The organism is Sideroxyarcus sp. TK5 (assembly GCF_054601595.1).
The window spans coordinates 65,915-83,062 of record NZ_BAAHSJ010000006.1 but is presented as its reverse complement, the minus strand read 5'-3'; the positions used below and the strand labels follow the sequence as shown (position 1 = coordinate 83,062).

The 17,148-nt window shown below is 61.9% G+C and carries 11 protein-coding genes; 6 read left to right on the top strand and 5 right to left on the bottom strand.

Going from position 1 to position 17,148, the window contains the following annotated elements; translation table 11 throughout:
* Nucleotides 1-5: 5 nt before the first annotated feature.
* Complete coding sequence (gene alaS, locus ACYPYQ_RS11060) at nt 6-2,627, top strand: alanine--tRNA ligase (protein WP_459723898.1); 2,622 nt, start codon at nt 6-8, stop codon at nt 2,625-2,627.
* A gap of 67 nt (nt 2,628-2,694) precedes the next feature.
* Entirely contained in the window at nt 2,695-3,153 is a 459-nt protein-coding gene (locus ACYPYQ_RS11055; protein WP_459723897.1) for a response regulator, read from the top strand.
* A 9-nt stretch (nt 3,154-3,162) separates the two neighbouring features.
* Here the strand turns inward: ACYPYQ_RS11055 and ACYPYQ_RS11050 are convergent, their stop codons facing one another.
* The 4 genes from ACYPYQ_RS11050 to ACYPYQ_RS11035 are packed head-to-tail and all read right to left on the bottom strand — an operon-like array spanning nt 3,163 to nt 6,697.
* Nucleotides 3,163-4,539, bottom strand: coding sequence for a phosphomannomutase/phosphoglucomutase (locus ACYPYQ_RS11050; RefSeq protein WP_459723896.1), 1,377 nt, complete (start codon nt 4,537-4,539; stop codon nt 3,163-3,165).
* A gap of 3 nt (nt 4,540-4,542) precedes the next feature.
* Nucleotides 4,543-5,547: a lipopolysaccharide heptosyltransferase II gene (waaF, locus tag ACYPYQ_RS11045; protein ID WP_459723895.1), complete on the bottom strand. Its 1,005-nt coding sequence runs from the start codon at nt 5,545-5,547 to the stop codon at nt 4,543-4,545.
* A gap of 10 nt (nt 5,548-5,557) precedes the next feature.
* On the bottom strand, nt 5,558-5,758 hold the full coding sequence (locus tag ACYPYQ_RS11040) for a zinc-finger domain-containing protein (RefSeq protein WP_459723894.1): 201 nt from the start codon (nt 5,756-5,758) through the stop codon (nt 5,558-5,560).
* 18 nt (nt 5,759-5,776) lie between these two features.
* The gene (locus ACYPYQ_RS11035; protein WP_459723893.1) at nt 5,777-6,697 is read right to left on the bottom strand and encodes a branched-chain amino acid transaminase; all 921 of its coding nucleotides are present in this window, start codon (nt 6,695-6,697) and stop codon (nt 5,777-5,779) included.
* Between the two features lie 165 nt (nt 6,698-6,862).
* Between ACYPYQ_RS11035 and ACYPYQ_RS11030 the strand changes: the two genes are divergently transcribed.
* Nucleotides 6,863-8,179 (top strand): adenylate/guanylate cyclase domain-containing protein, encoded by a 1,317-nt coding sequence (locus tag ACYPYQ_RS11030; protein ID WP_459723892.1) that lies wholly within the window; start codon nt 6,863-6,865, stop codon nt 8,177-8,179.
* Here the strand turns inward: ACYPYQ_RS11030 and glnE are convergent, their stop codons facing one another.
* Nucleotides 8,180-10,870, bottom strand: coding sequence for a bifunctional [glutamate--ammonia ligase]-adenylyl-L-tyrosine phosphorylase/[glutamate--ammonia-ligase] adenylyltransferase (gene glnE, locus ACYPYQ_RS11025; RefSeq protein ID WP_459723891.1), 2,691 nt, complete (start codon nt 10,868-10,870; stop codon nt 8,180-8,182).
* A gap of 105 nt (nt 10,871-10,975) precedes the next feature.
* Between glnE and ACYPYQ_RS11020 the strand changes: the two genes are divergently transcribed.
* Genes ACYPYQ_RS11020 through tldD form a run of 3 tightly spaced genes read left to right on the top strand, consistent with a single transcriptional unit; the run spans nt 10,976 to nt 17,148 of the window.
* Nucleotides 10,976-14,812 carry a YhdP family protein gene (locus ACYPYQ_RS11020; protein WP_459723890.1) on the top strand — a complete coding sequence of 1,279 codons (3,837 nt, stop codon included), beginning with the start codon at nt 10,976-10,978 and terminating at the stop codon, nt 14,810-14,812.
* 33 nt (nt 14,813-14,845) lie between these two features.
* Nucleotides 14,846-15,712 carry a carbon-nitrogen hydrolase family protein gene (locus ACYPYQ_RS11015; RefSeq protein ID WP_459723889.1) on the top strand — a complete coding sequence of 289 codons (867 nt, stop codon included), beginning with the start codon at nt 14,846-14,848 and terminating at the stop codon, nt 15,710-15,712.
* Entirely contained in the window at nt 15,709-17,148 is a 1,440-nt protein-coding gene (gene tldD / locus ACYPYQ_RS11010) for a metalloprotease TldD (protein ID WP_459723888.1), read from the top strand. Before ACYPYQ_RS11015 ends, tldD begins: the two co-directional genes overlap by 4 nt.

Here is a 17,148-nt window from a genome sequence, read left to right as displayed (position 1 = left end):
ACCAGATGAAAAGCAGCGAGATTCGCCAGAAGTTCCTAGATTACTTTGCCTCCAAAGGCCACGCCGTGGTCGCCTCCAGTTCGCTGGTGCCGCATGAAGACCCGACCCTGCTGTTCACCAACGCGGGCATGAACCAGTTCAAGGACGTGTTCCTCGGCTTCGACAAGCGGCCTTACACCCGCGCAGCCTCGTCACAGAAATGCGTGCGTGCCGGTGGCAAGCACAACGACCTGGAGAACGTCGGCTACACCGCGCGCCACCACACCTTTTTCGAGATGCTGGGAAACTTCAGCTTCGGCGATTACTTCAAGCGCGACGCGATCAAGTACGCTTGGGAACTGCTGACCGAGGTGTTCAAGCTGCCCAAGGAAAAGCTCTATGTCACCGTGTATGCCGAGGACGACGAGGCATACGACATCTGGACGAAAGAGATGGGGCTGACGCCGGACCGCGTGATCCGCATCGGCGACAACAAGGGCGCGCGCTATGCGTCCGACAACTTCTGGATGATGGGCGACACCGGCCCCTGCGGCCCCTGCACCGAGATCTTCTATGACCACGGCGCGCACATCCCCGGCGGATTGCCCGGCACGCCCGAGGAAGACGGCGACCGCTACATCGAAATCTGGAACAACGTGTTCATGCAGTTCAACCGCGACGAAGCAGGCGTGATGCATCCGCTGCCCAAGCCTTCCGTCGATACCGGCATGGGACTGGAGCGCATCTCCGCGGTGCTGCAGGGCGTGCATGCGAACTACGAGATCGACCTGTTCCAGGCGCTGATCAAGGCCGCGGCGCGCGAGACCAACTGCGCTGACCTGGATTCCCCTTCGCTGAAAGTGCTGGCCGACCACATCCGCGCCTGCTCCTTCCTCATCGCCGACGGCGTGATCCCCGGCAACGAGGGTCGCGGCTACGTGCTGCGCCGCATCATCCGCCGCGCGATCCGCCACGGCTACAAGCTGGGCGCGCGCGGCCCGTTCTTCTACAACATGGTGGAAGACCTGGTCGGGCAGATGGGCAGTGCCTATCCGGAACTGGTCGCCGAACACGTGCGCGTAAAAGGCGTGCTCAAGCTGGAAGAGGAGCGATTCTTCGCCACCATCGAGCATGGCATGGCGATCCTCGAAGCCGAGCTGGCCGGGATGGAAAAGACGGGCGCCAAGGTGTTCGACGGCGAGACCGCCTTCAAGCTGCACGACACCTACGGCTTCCCGCTCGATCTGACCGCCGACATCTGCCGCGAGCGCAACGTGTCGGTGGACGATGCCGCGTTCAACGCCGCGATGGCGCGCCAGAAGGAGCAGGCGCGCGCCGCCGGCAAGTTCAAGATGGCTGCCAACCTGGAATATTCCGGCCCGGCCACGACCTTCCACGGTTATGAGACGCTGGAGCACAAGGGCAACGTGCTCGCGCTGTACAAGGACGGCGTGGAGGTGAACGAGTTGAAAGAGGGCGAGATGGGCGTGGTGGTGCTGGACGACACCCCGTTCTATGCCGAGTCTGGCGGTCAGGTGGGCGACCGCGGCGAGCTGCGCAGCGTGCACGGCATCTTCGCGGTCGAGGACACACAGAAGATCCAGGCGGCGGTGTTCGGCCATCACGGTGTGGTGAAGACCGGCAAGCTCTCCGTGGGCAACGGCGTCACGGCGCGCGTGGATATGCAGGCGCGCGCGCGCACCGAGCGTAACCACTCGGTGACGCACCTGATGCACAAGGCCTTGCGCGAGGTGCTGGGCCCTCACGTGCAGCAGAAGGGTTCGCAGGTCGATCCGGACAAGACGCGCTTCGACTTCGTACAGAACCAGCCGCTGACCGATGCCGAGATCCGTCGCGTGGAAGCTATCGTCAATGCCGAGATTCTGGCCAACAGCGCGACCGATGCCAGCGTGATGGCCATCGAGGACGCGCAGAAGACCGGAGCGATGATGCTGTTCGGCGAGAAGTACGGCGACGAGGTGCGCGTGCTCTCCATCGGCAGCTCCAAGGAACTGTGCGGCGGCACGCATGTGAAGCGCACCGGCGACATCGGCCTGTTCAAGATCGTGGCCGAGAGCGGCGTGGCCGCGGGCGTGCGCCGCGTCGAGGCGGTGACCGGCGAGGGCGCGCTGGCGCTGGTGCAGCAGCAGGAATGGCAGTTGCAGCAGGTGGCCGACGCGGTGAAGGCGCAACCTGCCGAAACCGCTGCACGCGTCGCGCAGATCATGGACAACGTGAAAGTGCTGGAGAAGGAACTCACCGCGCTGAAATCCAAACTCGCTTCCGCGCAGGGCGATGAGCTCGTTTCCCAGGCGCAGGACGTCAACGGCGTGAAAGTGCTGGCCGCGGAGATGGAGGGGGCCGATGCCGCCACGCTGCGCGAGACCATGGACAAGCTCAAGGACAAGCTGAAATCTGCCGTTATCGTGCTGGCGGCTGATGCCGACGGCAAGGTCAGCCTGGCTGCAGGTGTCACCGCCGATCTGACGGCCAAGGTCAAGGCAGGCGACCTTGTGAACTTCGTCGCGCAGCAGGTCGGCGGCAAGGGCGGTGGTCGCCCGGACATGGCGATGGCGGGCGGCACGCAGCCTGAACATCTGGCCAAGGCTTTGGCGTCCGTGGCAGGCTGGGCCAAAGAAAGATTGTGATCCGCCGTCTGGCTTGCAGACGGTTCATGCTGCAGCATGGGGCTTATGTGGAGGCAAGGGAAGGCAGATGTTGAAGCAATCTGGCGATACGATCTTGCTGGTGGAGAACGAGGAAGCGGCGATCCTGCTGGTGCAGCAGGCAGTCGCCAGTTGTCCCGGCGAACTGTATCTGGCCGTGGTGCCGGACAGTGTCGCCGCACTCGATTGGTTGTCTGCCGAGACCTCACACGGCCATCCCGTACCGCGCCTGATCCTGCTCGATCTCAAGTTGCCCAAGCTGCTCGGACTCGCGGTACTGCGAACGTTGCGCATGGATAGCCGCCTCACACACGTGCCCATCGTGGTCTATTCAGACAGCCATGAGCCCTCGGATGTCGTGCTTTCCTACCAGATCGGTGCCAACAGCTTCGTGCGCAAGCCGGAGAATCTGGCGGAGTTCAGCCAGTTGATGCGCGACCTGATCGAGTTGGGCTGGCTGGACGAGAACGGTATGGGCAAGGCGCTGCAGCAGACCATCCACTCCTGAGCTGCCGGCTCAGAAGGGCAACACCAATACTGGTGATGCATCCAGCAACAGTTTCCTGAAATCTCCCTGTATGCGCTGCAGCGCAGCCTCGTCATCCGCTTCGAATCGCAGCACGATGGCCGGGATCGTGTTTGACGCGCGCACCAGACCGAAGCCATCGGCATATTCCACGCGCAGGCCGTCGATCGTGACGATGTCCAGCGCATCCGCGAATCGTGCTTCATCCTGCAGCCGGTCAATCAATGCGTGGTGCTCGCCCTCTGCGGTGCGGATATGCAACTCCGGCGTGTTAACCGAGTCGGGCAGGGCATGTAGCACCACACTCGCATCCTCGAACCTGCTCAATATCTCCAGCAGTCTTGCGCCGGCATACAAGCCGTCGTCGAAGCCATACCAGTGTTCCTTGAAGAACACATGGCCGGTCATCTCGGCGGCCAGCATCGCGCCGGTCTCTTTCATCCTGGCTTTGATCAGCGAATGGCCGGTCTTCCACATCGAAGGTGTGCCGCCATGCTCGCGTATCCAGGGGAACAATTTGCCCGAGCACTTGACGTCGAAGATCACCTCCGCGCCTGGATGGCGCGCGAGCAGATCGGCCGCGAACAGCATCAACTGACGGTCCGGGAAGATGATGCCGCCGTCTTTGGTGACGACGCCCAGCCGGTCTGCATCGCCGTCGAAGGCCAGTCCCAGCTCGCTGTCATCACAGTGCAGACTGTCGATCAGGTCTGCGAGATTGGCTGGGTCGGAAGGGTCGGGGTGATGGTGGGGGAATCGCCCGTCCACATCGCAGTATAGTTCTTTCACCTCGCAGCCCAGCCCCCGATAGAGCTCGGCAGCGAAATCACCCGCCACGCCGTTGCCGCAATCCACCGTGAGCTTCATCGGTCGGGCCAGACGGATGTCGCCGATGATGCGCGCCATGTACTCGGGGGCGATGTCATATCTGGAATATCTGCCGTCACCGTGGGTCAGCTCGCCGCTATCGATGCGCGCGCGCAGGCTTTGGATCGCAGCACCCGATAGCGTCTCTCCATCCAGCACGATCTTCAAGCCGTTGTACTCGGGCGGATTGTGGCTGCCGGTGATCATCACCGCACAGCCGGTATCGAGCTGGAACGCGGCGAAATAGGCCATGGGGGTGGTGATGCGGCCGAGGTCGATCACATCGACCCCGCTGTTGCGGATGCCGCGAGACAGTGCCAGAGAAAAGGCGGGACCGGACAGGCGACCGTCGTAGCCGATGGCGATGATGTGTCGCTGGCGGGATCTGGCTTCCGAACCGATGGCGTGGCCGATGCGGGTGACGATGTCGTCGGTCAGTGACTTGCCGACGATACCGCGTATGTCGTAAGCCTTGAAGATCTCAGCGGGTACGACGGACATGCTTCAACGGTCGGGAAGGTGTCGGGCCACTTCCTGCGGGGTCAGTTGCAGCATGCAGTTGAAATGCCCCAGCGGACATTCGCGTTTGAAGCAGGGGCTGCACGGTAGGTCGAGCTTGAGCACGCGGGCCTGATCGGACAGCGGCGGTGTGAATTGCGGGCTGCTGGAGCCGAATATCGCCAGCATGGGCCTGTCCAGTGCGGCGGCGATGTGCATCAAACCGGAATCGTTGCTTACCACCAGCTTGGCGCAGGAGATCAACGCGATGGCTTCGGCAAGGTCGGTCGTGCCGCACAGGTTGCGGCAGGGCTCGTTGCCGAGCGCCACTATCTTGTCGGCCACTTCCTTGTCCTTGGGTGAGCCGATCAGCCATACTGTATAACCTTTGTTGCGCAGTCGCTGCGCCAGTTCGGCGTAGTAGTGTGCAGGCCAGCGTTTGGCCGGTCCGTATTCCGCACCGGGACAGAACACGGCGACCGGTTTGTCCAGTGACAGTCCCTGCTTAACCAGTGCAGCTTGTCGTTGTTCATCGCTGGCATGCAACGTGGGGGACGGGAGGGGGCGGACGATGTCGGTGTCGCGCTCTTCGGCCAACGCGGCGAATCGTTCGACCATCAGCGGCAGTTTGCGCTTGTCCAGCTTGCGTGCGTCATTGAGCAGTCCGTAGCGCATCTCGCCGGTGAAGCCGGTGCGCAAAGGGATGTCGGCGAACCAGGGGACGAGTGCTGATTTGAGCGAGTTGGGCAGTACGATGGACTGATCGTAGCCGTTCGCGCGAAGTTGTATGCCCAGAGCGCGGCGCGCACCGAGTTGCAGTGCACCGTGCGGGAATGGATTGATGATCACCTCGGCGACTTCGGGTATCTGACGCAGCAGCTTCTCCGTCCACGGCGGGGCCAGCACGTCGATCTGCACGCCGGGGTGGCGCTGCGCCAAGCGCTGCAGCATGGGCTGCATCAGCACGCAGTCGCCCACCCAGCTGGGTGCGACGACGAGGATCTTTTTCATCCTGGGTTTCTCAATGATGAGCGCGGGGCAGGTCGCCCTTGAACTTGTAGTGCGTGCCGCAGTACGGGCAGACCGCCTCGCCCAGTTTTTCGACCGGGATGGCGACGCGGGGGTGGGCGCTCCACAGGCTCACCGACGGTGTCGGGCAGAACAGCGGCAACGCTTCTGCAGTGACTTCGACATAACGTTGCGAGATTTGATCGTTGGCCATACTTTCCCCCGGTCCCTGTTAAACGTGTGCCAGCCAGTCGGCGTACTTGTCGTTCTTGCCGGCGACGATGTCGAAGAACGCAGCTTGCAGTTTGGTGGTCACCGGACCGCGGCTGCCGCTGCCTATGGTGCGCGTATCCAGTTCGCGGATCGGCGTCACTTCAGCGGCGGTGCCGGTGAAGAAGGCCTCTTCGGCGCAATACACCTCGTCGCGCGTGATGCGCTTCTCGATCAGCTCCAGTCCCATGTCCTTGGCCAGCGTGATGATGGAGTCGCGCGTGATGCCTTCCAGGCAGGAGGTCAGATCGGGCGTGTACAGCTTGCCCTTCTTCACGATGAAGATGTTCTCGCCCGCGCCTTCGGCGACATAGCCGTCCACGTCCAGCAGCAGCGCCTCGTCATAGCCGTCGTTCGCCACTTCCTGATGGGCCAGGATGGAATTGGTATAGGTGCCGACCGACTTGGAGCGGCACATGTTCACGTTCACATGATGGCGGGTGAAGCTGGAGGTCTTGACGCGGATGCCCTTGGCCATGCCTTCTTCGCCCAGATAGGCCCCCCACGGCCAGGCCGCGATGGCGACATGGGTGCTGACCTTGGTGGCGGCGATGCCCATGGCTTCTGAGCCGTAGAACACGATGGGTCGGATGTAGCAGGATTCCAGCTTGTTGGCGCGCACCACTTCCTTTTGCGCCTCCATCAGGGTCTCCTTGTCGTACGGCATCTTCATCTTGAAGATGTAGGCCGAGTTGAACAGACGGTCGGTATGCTCCTGCAGTCGGAAGATCGCCGTGCCCTGGGTCGTCTTGTACGCGCGCACGCCCTCGAACACGCCCATGCCGTAGTGCAGGGTATGGGTCAGGACATGGGTGGTGGCATCGCGCCAGGGGACGAGCTTGCCGTCGTGCCAGATGAAGCCGTCGCGGTCGGACATGGACATGGTGATTTCCTTGAAAGCGTGGGTTTGAATTCGGGGTGGGGATTCTAGCTGTTTCCCGGCCGATTATGAAGCTGCGAGTAATCCGGATGCCGCATTCGGGGCGTATCGCTTTGACAGGGCATAAGGTAATATCGCGGCATTCAGTCTGGTATGGCCGGGGGGCGCATGGCGCAGCACATCGATACGCAAAGGATAGATCCCGAGATCCTCGATACGCAGGAAGACAAACTGCGCAAGAGTCTGCTCATCTTTGCTGCGGCATTCATGACTTTCGCTGTCATGTTCTGGCTGGCCATCTACTGGATGATGGGTCTGAACTTCTCCAGCAACGTCCCCTTGATCTACCAGGTCGTGTCGGTCGGTTCTCTGGTGTACTACATGAAGTCGCGCAACTTCGAGGTACTGCGCTTCGTGCAGTTGAACCTGTTCCTGTTCGCGCCTTTCGTCATGCAATGGAGCATAGGCAGTTCCATAACCTCCAGCGGTGTGGCCTTGTGGGCATTGCTGGCACCGATCGGCGCGCTGGTGGTCTCCGGCTGGAAGGAATCCATCCCCTGGTTCGTCGCCTACATGGTACTCACCGGCGTCTCCGGTTTCTTCGATTTCTATCTGGGTACGGGCTCCACGACCGGCATCCCGCTCAACACCATCGGCTTCTTCTTCGCACTGAATTTCGCCGCGATGTCCGCCATCCTGTACTTCCTGGTGCGCTACTTCGTGATCGAGACGGAGAAGATCAAGCATCAGCTGGACGAGCAACATGCCCTGTTGGCCGAAGAACAGAAGAAATCCGAGCGTGTGCTGTTCAACGTGCTACCGTCAAACATCGCCGAGCGCCTGAAGAGCAACGAGGGGCTGATCGCCGACGGTTATGCCGATGTGACGGTGATGTTCGCCGATCTGGTCAACTTCACCCAGCTCACCGAACAGATGTCGCCCGAGCAGATGGTCGGCCTGCTCAATACTGTGTTCTCGGGCTTCGACGAACTGTCGGAGAAATACGGGCTGGAAAAGATCAAGACCATAGGCGATGCCTACATGGTGGTGGGCGGCCTGACGCGCGAACGCCCGGATTACGCGGCCGATGTGGTGAACATGGGGTTGGAGATGATCGAGTTCGTCAGCAAGCATCCGCTGGCCGCCAAGCGCAATCTGGGGGTGCACATCGGTATCGCGACCGGCCCGGTGGTGGCCGGGGTGATCGGCACCAAGCGTTTTATCTACGACCTGTGGGGTGACACCGTGAACATCGCCAGCCGCCTGACCGACGATGCGAAATCCGGCCATATCCTCACCGACCGACTGACCTTCAACCGTCTGCGTCACGATTATCTGTTCGAACCTCCGAATGTGCTGAACGTCAAGGGCAAGGGCGAGATGACTTCCTACCGGCTGACCGGCCGGGTGGATGGCAAGGGTGAAGCCGGCAAGACCAATATCTACCAGTTGCCCCCGCAGGGCGGGGCCCCGGCCGTCGCCTGATCACTGCCCGAACAGCGTCTTCCACAGATCCCTGACCGCAGTGATGTCCAGATCGCCCGGCTCGATGCGGGCAGTGATCTTGTTCAATCTCATCTCGTGTTGCAACCGTCTCAGTTCCCGGTAGTGCGCTTGCAGGGCGCTGCTGGTGTCCCGATCGATCAAACCCAGCTCTGCCGCGGTTCGCAGCAAGGCCAGATTGCCGATGTTCAACGCCAACTGCGGATAGCGTGACGCATAGGCCAGCACGATGAACTGCACCATGAATTCGATATCCACCATTCCGCCGCTGTCGTGTTTGATGTCGAACAACGCTGTCGGGTTCGGATGCCCTTCGTGCATCTTGCGGCGCATCTCCTGCACGTCCTGCTTCAGTTTCTCGACATCGCGGGGCATGCACAGTATCGACTTGCGTATCTGCTCGAACCTTGCGCCCACAGCCTCGTCCCCCGCGCAGAAGCGCGCCCGCGTCAGCGCCTGGTGTTCCCACACCCAGGCATGCTCGCGCTGGTATGACTCGAATGCCTCGGTCGAGCTGACCAGCAGACCACTGTCGCCGTTCGGGCGCAGGCGCAGATCGACCTCGTACAAGCGCCCGGCGGCGGTGTAGCTGGAGACCAGTGTGTTGATGCGCTGTCCCAGCCGCGCATAGATCTGCCCGGCATCTGGATCGTCGTCCTCGTACAGGAACACGAGGTCGAGGTCCGAGGAGTAGCCCAGCTCCTTGCCGCCCAGTTTGCCGTAGGCGATCACCGCGAACCTGGGGTGTTCGATGTGTTTCTTGCGCGCATCGCGCCAGCACAGGCGCAACACATGGCGCAGGATCAGGTCGGCCAGATCGCTCAGGTGGTCGCTGAGATTCTCCAGCGGCAACACGCCCTGCAGATCCATCGCCAGCAAGTGGAAGGTCTGCACCTGCCGGAACTGCCGCAGCACATCCATCTCGCGTTCGGTGTCGCCGTGATGCGCCTCTAGCTGTTGCAGCAACTGTGCGTCCAGCGCCTGCCAGTCCGGTGCCTCGTACAGTTCCCGCGTGTCCAGCAATTCATCCAGCAGGATGGGATGCTGCGCCAGATATTCCCCCGCCCAGGCGCTGGCACCGAGGATGCGCATCAGTCTCGGCAAGGCCTGCGGATATTCGGCGAGGAAAGCCAGATAGGCCGCGCGACGGGCGATGGCTTCGAGCAGGGCGAGAGCGCGATGCAAGGCGGCGTCCGCATTCTTCTCGGCCGCGCATAACTTGATGAAGCGCGGTACCAGACTATCCATGCGTTGCCGGCTGATCTCCGGCAATTGCCGATAACGGCTGCTCGCGCGCATCTGCATCAGCATGTCGGCGAGTTCGGTCGTGCCGGAATAGCCGGCATCGCCGAGTTGCGCCGCCAGGGCGTCGCGATCGGCGTTCTCCTGCCAGATGCCTTCTGCGCTCTCTCCCTGTCTGTTGCCGAAGACCGCTTCGAACTGGCTGCTGACAAACTCGCGCAGCGGGTCCAATGCCGCCAATAGCGCGGCATAGTCGGGGTAACCCATGGCGCGCGCGACGACGGCCTTTTGCTCGTCGCCTTCCGGCAGCATCTGTGTCTGCTGGTCGTCCAGATATTGCAGGCGGTGTTCCAGGTTGCGCAGGAGCACATAGCTGTCGTCCAGCCGTTGCGCCACCTCCGCCTGCAGCTCGCCTTCCTGGGCGAGCAAACGCAGCACGCTGCGGGTGGGTTTGATGCGCAGTCGCGCATCCCGTCCGCCGCGTATCAACTGGAACACCTGCGCGAGGAACTCGATCTCGCGGATACCGCCGGAGCCGAGCTTGATGTTGTCCTGCCGGTCGCGGCGAACGACTTCGGCACGGATCTGCGCATGCAGTTTGCGCATCGAATCGAAAGCGCCAAAATCCAGATATTTTCGGAATACGAAAGGCAGGGACAGCTTTTCCAGATCGGCGATGTGCGGGTCTCCGACCGGGGAGATGACGCGCGCCTTGATCCATGCGTAGCGCTCCCATTCGCGCCCCTGTGTCACCAGATACTCCTCCAGTGCGGCGAAGCTCATCGCCAGCGGGCCGCTGTCGCCGTATGGGCGTAGCCGCATGTCGACGCGGAACACATAACCGTCGGCGGTGAGGTCGTTCACCAGTGCGATCACCTTGCGCCCCAGCCGGCTGAAGAACTCGTGATTGGAGAGGGAGCGGGTACCATTCGTCTCGCCTTCCTCCGGATAGACGAAGATGAGGTCGATGTCCGAGGAGACATTCAGTTCGCCGCCGCCCAGCTTGCCCATGCCGATCACCAGCATCTGTTGCGGGGCACCGCTCTCGGTTCCCACCGGCTGGCCGAATTGCGCACACAACACCCTCATCATCAGCGCTTGGGCACGCTGCACGGACAGTTCGGCCAGCGCGGTCATGGCACTCACCACTTCTTCCAGGCCGCATAAACCGCCAAGGTCGCGCAGTATCAGGTGCAGCATCACGCGTTTGCGCAGGATGCGTAGCGCGCTCGACAACTGTACTTCGTCGTCGGTCGGCAACTCATCCAGCCAGCGCCGGATCAGTTCCGCATCGGCGGGCGAGCGATGGTCGCCGCGCAAGGTCTCCAGCCAGCCAGGCTCAGCTTCCAGCAATCTGGAAAAGTAGCGGCTGCACTGGATGGAAAAGGCGACAAGCTGGTCGAAATCGTGTGTGGGTTCAGGGTTATTCATGGCTGGTTTCGGTTAAAATATGCGCCGTACATCTTGCTTCCCATTATAGTCTTCCATGCCACACCGATTTTCATTTCGTCGCGAAATCTGGCGCGTCTCCGCGCGATGCTGAGTCACGTACTCCGTTTTACCGCGATCGGCACATGGCGACTTTCGCGTCTGCTCTTCCTGGTCTTCATTCTGCTGGGCGCGGGCAGTTTGCTCACGCTGCGCTATTGGGTGTTGCCGGGCATCGAGCGCTACCACTCCGACATTGAATTCGCCGCCAGTTCGGCGGTAGGCAGGCAGGTGTCCATCGCGCACATCGAAGCGGACTGGCACGGATTCCGTCCGCGCCTGCTGATGTCGGATGTGCGCATCCTGGACGCGCAGGGCGAGACCGCATTGCAGTTCCCGCTGTTGAGGAACACCGTGGCGTGGACCACTTTGCTGTTCGGCGAACTGCGTTTCCACAGCGTGGAACTGGAAAGTCCGCAGCTGCTGGTGAGACGTGATGCGCAGGGGAACCGCTTCGTGGCGGGCATCTCGTCCGGCGGACAGGGGGGGCTGAGTTCGGATGCGCAAAGTCTCGACTGGCTGTTGCACCAATCGCTCATCGTCGTACGTAACGGCCGCATCGTCTGGCAGGACGAGTTGCGCAACGCGCCGCCCATCTCGTTCGAACGCGTCGATCTCGTCATCCAGAACGTCCACGGCCGGCATCGCCTCGCCCTGAATGCCACACCGCCACCGGCATTGGCGAGTCCCATCGACCTGCGGGCCGATCTGCGGGGTGACAGTTTTGCCGATGCAGGGAGTTGGGAGGGCGAGCTCTACACCAGGATGGACCATACCGACGTGGGGGCCTGGCGCAGCTGGTTCGACTTGCCTTCGGTCATCAAGAAGGGGAGCGGCGGCATGCGTCTCTGGCTGGGTATCGACCGGGGTATGCCGGTGAGGCTGGATGCGGATATCGACCTGCGTGCAGTCAATGCCCGTCTGGCGGAAGACCTCCCGGAACTGCTGCTGCAGCGCATGCAGGGGCGATTGGGGTGGCGCCAGTCGGATACCGGATTCGAAGTGTCCAGCGAACGATTGTCGATGCACACACTGGATGGCTTCAGCCTGCCGCCGACCGACTTCCTGCTCAATCTGTCTGCAAAGACCGCTTACAGCTCCGCCTCCGGCGAGATCAAGGTGAATTCGCTGGAACTGTCCGATATCAACCGCTTGCTGGCTTATCTGCCGGTGGCGGAGGACCTCAAACACAAGCTCTCGGAGTTTGCCCCGCAGGGAAAGCTGAACGATCTGAATCTGAGCTGGCAGGGAGACAGCGAAAAGTTGCAGCGCTATCGGGTGCATGCCAGATTCGACAAGGTAGGTCTGCAACAGGTGGGGGAATTCCCGGCCATCTCGGGCTTGAGTGGCATGGTGGATGGCAGCGACAGCGACGGGATGCTTAAGATCGACAGCCGCAAGCTGAGCTTGCAGGCACCGGGATTCCTGTCCGGGCCGCTCACCTTCGACCGACTCTACGGCCAGCTCGACTGGCAGCGCAACAGCCAGCACGGATGGGACCTGAAGTTGAACAAGGTGCTCGTCTCCAATGCCGATGCGGAAGGCACGGTGTACGGCAGTTACCAGATCAACGACGGTGCGGGCATCGCCGACCTGACAGTCAGCCTGACCCGTGTCGAAGTGAAGAACGCGGCGCGCTACATCCCGATACATGCCTTCAACGACCAGACCTATCGCTGGCTGCAGACCGGGTTGCAGGGTGGTATCGCCGACGCTTTCCAGATGCATGTGCGCGGCGACCTGAATGAGTTCCCTTTCCCGGACAGCAAGCAGGGATTGTTCCGCCTGACCGCCAAGGCGAAGGACGTCGCCATCGAATTCGATCCCGGCTGGCCGCGCATCGAAAAGGCCAGCGCCGATCTGCTGATACAAGGACGTCTGCTGGAGGTGAAGGCGGCAAGGGCTGAAACGGCGGGCGCCGCCCTGCAGAACGTGCGCGTCGCTTTGCCCGACACCTTGTCCGACGCGCTGGTGATGGAAGTCGACGGCGAGGCGGCCGGCCCCACCGAACATTCACTCGACTACATCCGCAACAGCCCGGTGCGCGGCTATCTGAACGGTTATACCGACGATTTCCATGCCCAAGGGCGCGGCCTGCTGAAACTGCGACTGGATATCCCGCTCGACGGCGATGGTGCTACGCGTGTAAAGGGCAGTTATCGGGTCGATGGCAACGAGATCGATCTGGGCGGGAGTGTGCCGCTGCTGCGCAAGGCGAAAGGGATTTTGACTTTCACCGAACAGGATATCGCGGCGGAAGGCGTGACGGCGCAGATACTCGGCGGCCCGGCGCGCCTGTCGCTGCGCAACGAAGGCAGCGTGCTGCGCGTGCGTGCGGACGGGACCATGGATGCGGGCAGCCTGTTCGATACCTACGGTTATCCCCTGTTGTGGAAGCTGCACGGCAAGACTGCATGGCAGGCCGAGATCAGTGTCAAGGACAAGCGTGCCGATGTGCGCGTCAGCTCGGATCTGCAGGGATTGGCTTCGAACCTGCCGCAGCCGTTCAACAAGACGGTGGCGCAGCTCATCCCGCTGCGGTTCGAGTTGCAAGACATCGATGCGCACAATGATCTGCTGAGATTCCGTTACGGCGATATCGTCAAGGTTGAGCTGGCCAGGAGCGGGAACGAGGCCGGGCACCGGGACATCAAGCGCGGCAACATCCTGCTGGGAAAAGTACCCGACATGCCTGACAAGGACGGTATCTGGATCAGCGGCCATTTGCCAAATTTCTCCCTGCAGGGGTGGAGCGGCTGGTCATCCTTGCCTGACCGGGAAGGGGTATTGCCCAATATCGGAGGTCTGGACGTGAAGATCGATGAGGTGCAAGGATACGGCAGCGCGCTGCATGACCTGCAAGTCCTCGGTAGCGGCCGCAACGGACTGATCAGCACGCGACTGAGTGCGCGCGAGATGAGCGGCGATCTGATCTGGCAGCCGCAGGATGAGGGCAAGTTGTACGTGCGTTTGAAGCATCTCGCGCTGGGTGCCTCCTCGGATATGGAAGCTGGCAGCCCTGCGCAGGATGCGCCGCTTGTCGTGGCCGAAGACATCTCCATGCCGGAGATCGATCTGGTGGTCGATCGTCTGACCTGGAAAGGGCGTCAGCTGGGCAAGCTGGAGTTGTTGCTGGATGACGTTGCCGGGGATGCGGTGCTGAAGAAGATGCGGCTGACCAATCCGGATGGCGTGGTCGATGTCGGTGGACGCTGGCGGCCCAGACAGGGCGAGACGGAGCTCAGTGCGCGCATCGAGATCGCCGATGCCGGGCGCATCCTGGCGCGCTCTGGCTACCCGGAAAGTCTGAGCGGCGGGGGCGGGCTGCTGGTGAGCGAACTGCGCTGGCGCGGTTCCCCTGATGCGCTGGATATCCCCAGCCTGAACGGCAGCCTGCAACTGACCACCGGAAAAGGCCGGTTCCTGCAGGTCGATCCCGGTGCTGCCAAATTGCTGGGGGTGTTGAGTCTGCAATCCATCCCCAAGCGCATCTCGCTCGACTTCACCGATGTGTTCACGCCCGGCTTCGAGTTCAGCAGCATCAAGGGCGAGGCGGTGATCCAGAACGGCTTGCTCAAGACAGATGAGTTCGTGATGAGCGGGTCGGCAGCCAAGGTGACGCTGCAGGGGGAAGTCGATCTGGCACGCGAGACGCAGGAACTCAACGTGCGGGTGCTGCCGGCCATAGGCGACAACGTCTCGCTGCTGTCTTTCGCCGCCGGGCCGGCGGTTGGAGTCGTGGTGTTGCTTACAAACAAACTCCTGCGCGATCCGCTCGATAAGCTGGTTTCGTTTGACTACAATGTCAGTGGAAGTTGGGCTGATCCCAAGGTGGAACGGATCGGTGCGCCCCGTACGCAAGCCGCACCGGAAACAAAACAATGAATTCTCTCAACGTATACAGAAAGCACTGACAACATGAGCGCTCTTGATTCCACCCAAGCCCGTATCGCCGCGCAGCAGAGCGCCTTCAAGGTTGCCGCCATTCAGATGGCTTCCGGCCCCAATGTTGCGGGCAACCTGAGTGAAGCGCGGCGTCTGGTGGCGAACGCGGCCGAGCAGGGCGCGAAACTGGTCGTCCTGCCGGAGTTCTTTGCCATCATGGGCATGAACGAACAGGACAAGGTCAAAGTATGTGAACAGCCGGGCGAAGGTCCGATCCAGCAATTCCTCAGCGAGACGGCGCGCAAGCACAAGATCTGGCTGATGGGTTCCTTGCCGCTGGTGTCGAACACACCGAACAAGGTACGCAACAGCCTGCTGGTGTACGACGAGACCGGTGCGCCGGTCGCGCGCTACGACAAGATCCACCTGTTCAACCTCACGCTGGGCAACGAGAGCTACAACGAGGCACAGACCATCGAAGCCGGCGACCAGGTCGTCGTGGTCGACAGCCCGTTTGGCCGCATCGGTCTAGCGATCTGCTACGACTTGCGCTTCCCGGAGCTGTTCCGCGCCATGAAGGATGTGGACATCATCGTGCTGCCGTCGGCCTTTACCGCCACTACCGGCAAGGTACACTGGGAACCGCTGATCCGCGCCCGCGCCATCGAGAACCTGTCCTATGTCATCGCCGCCGCGCAGGGCGGTTACCATGTGAGCGGACGCGAGACGCACGGCCATAGCATGATCGTCGACCCGTGGGGCCGCATCATGGACGAACTGCAGCGCGGTTCCGGCGTGGTCATCGCCGACGTGAACACTTCGTACCAGAAGAGTCTGCGCAGCAGCCTGCCCGCCTTGACCCATCGCACCATCAGCTGCACGTGTTGCGCAAAGAAATGAGCGCGAACACCCTCAAGATCGCCGAACACACCCTGCTGGACGCTCATGGCCTGAAAGCAGCCCATCTGCAGCAGGTGTTCGGCAACATGCTGACACACAAGGTCGATTATGCCGACCTGTATTTCCAGTACAGCCGCGCCGAGAGCTGGTCGCTGGAAGAGGGGATCGTCAAATCCGGCAGTTTCAACATCGACCAGGGCGTGGGCGTGCGAGCCGTTTCCGGCGACAAGACCGCCTTCGCTTATTCCGACGACATCACCTTCGCAGCGTTGCAGGAAGCTGCGACCGCGACGCGTGCCATCGCACGTCAGGGTGGCAACCAGACTGCGCCCATGCTGCGCCGCAGCAAGGCGCATGAACTCTATCTGCCGCAGGATCCCATCGCCTCGCTGCGTGCCGACGACAAGGTGGCCTTGCTGGAAAGACTGGAGCGCATCGCGCGCGCGCTCGACCCGCGTGTGACACAGGTGATGGCCAATCTGTCCGGCGAGTACGACGTGGTGCTGGTGGCGCGCAACGACGGTTTGATGAGTGCCGACATCCGTCCGCTGGTGCGGCTCTCGCTGCAGGTCATCGTCGAAGGCAATGGCAAGCGCGAACAGGGTTCGGCAGGCGGCGGCGGACGTTTCGGTTACGACTATTTCAGCGAAGATATCCTGCAACGCTATGCCAGAGAAGCCGTGCATCAGGCCGTGGTTAACCTCGATGCGCGTCCCGCGCCGGCAGGCAACATGACCGTGGTGCTTGGCAACGGTTGGCCCGGCATCCTGCTGCATGAAGCGGTGGGACACGGCCTGGAAGGGGACTTCAACCGCAAGGGCAGTTCCGCCTTCTCAGGTCGAGTCGGCAAACGTGTGGCGGCCAAAGGCGTCACCGTGGTGGACGACGGTACCATCAAGGACAGGCGCGGTTCGCTCAATATCGACGACGAAGGCAACCTCACGCAACGCACCGTGCTGATCGAAGACGGCATCCTGCGCGGCTATCTACAGGACAGCATGAACGCTCGTCTGATGAAAGTGCCTGTCACCGGCAACGCGCGCCGCGAGTCGTTCGCGCATCTGCCCATCCCGCGCATGACCAACACCATGATGATGAACGGCGACAAGAAGCCGGAAGAGATCATCGCCTCGGTCAAGCACGGCCTGTATGCCGCCAACTTCGGCGGCGGGCAGGTCGACATCACCAGCGGCAAATTCGTGTTCTCCACCACCGAGGCCTACATGATCGAGGACGGAAAAGTCACTTATCCGGTGAAAGGTGCCACCCTGATCGGCAACGGCCCGGATGCACTGACCCGCATCAGCATGATCGGCAACGACATGTCCCTCGACAGCGGCGTTGGCACCTGCGGCAAGGAAGGGCAGAGTGTACCGGTGGGCGTGGGCCAGCCCACCGTGCGCATCGACGGACTGACCGTGGGTGGCACGGCCTGA

Bases quoted from the DNA above. Each gene is read 5' to 3' on its own strand.
- alaS (WP_459723898.1), top strand. From the start codon at position 6: ATGAAAAGCAGCGAGATTCGCCAGAAGTTCCTAGATTACTTTGCCTCC.
- ACYPYQ_RS11055 (WP_459723897.1), top strand. From the start codon at position 2,695: ATGTTGAAGCAATCTGGCGATACGATCTTGCTGGTGGAGAACGAGGAA.
- ACYPYQ_RS11050 (WP_459723896.1), bottom strand. From the start codon at position 4,539: ATGTCCGTCGTACCCGCTGAGATCTTCAAGGCTTACGACATACGCGGT.
- waaF (WP_459723895.1), bottom strand. From the start codon at position 5,547: ATGAAAAAGATCCTCGTCGTCGCACCCAGCTGGGTGGGCGACTGCGTG.
- ACYPYQ_RS11040 (WP_459723894.1), bottom strand. From the start codon at position 5,758: ATGGCCAACGATCAAATCTCGCAACGTTATGTCGAAGTCACTGCAGAA.
- ACYPYQ_RS11035 (WP_459723893.1), bottom strand. From the start codon at position 6,697: ATGTCCATGTCCGACCGCGACGGCTTCATCTGGCACGACGGCAAGCTC.
- ACYPYQ_RS11030 (WP_459723892.1), top strand. From the start codon at position 6,863: ATGGCGCAGCACATCGATACGCAAAGGATAGATCCCGAGATCCTCGAT.
- glnE (WP_459723891.1), bottom strand. From the start codon at position 10,870: ATGAATAACCCTGAACCCACACACGATTTCGACCAGCTTGTCGCCTTT.
- ACYPYQ_RS11020 (WP_459723890.1), top strand. From the start codon at position 10,976: ATGCTGAGTCACGTACTCCGTTTTACCGCGATCGGCACATGGCGACTT.
- ACYPYQ_RS11015 (WP_459723889.1), top strand. From the start codon at position 14,846: ATGAGCGCTCTTGATTCCACCCAAGCCCGTATCGCCGCGCAGCAGAGC.
- tldD (WP_459723888.1), top strand. From the start codon at position 15,709: ATGAGCGCGAACACCCTCAAGATCGCCGAACACACCCTGCTGGACGCT.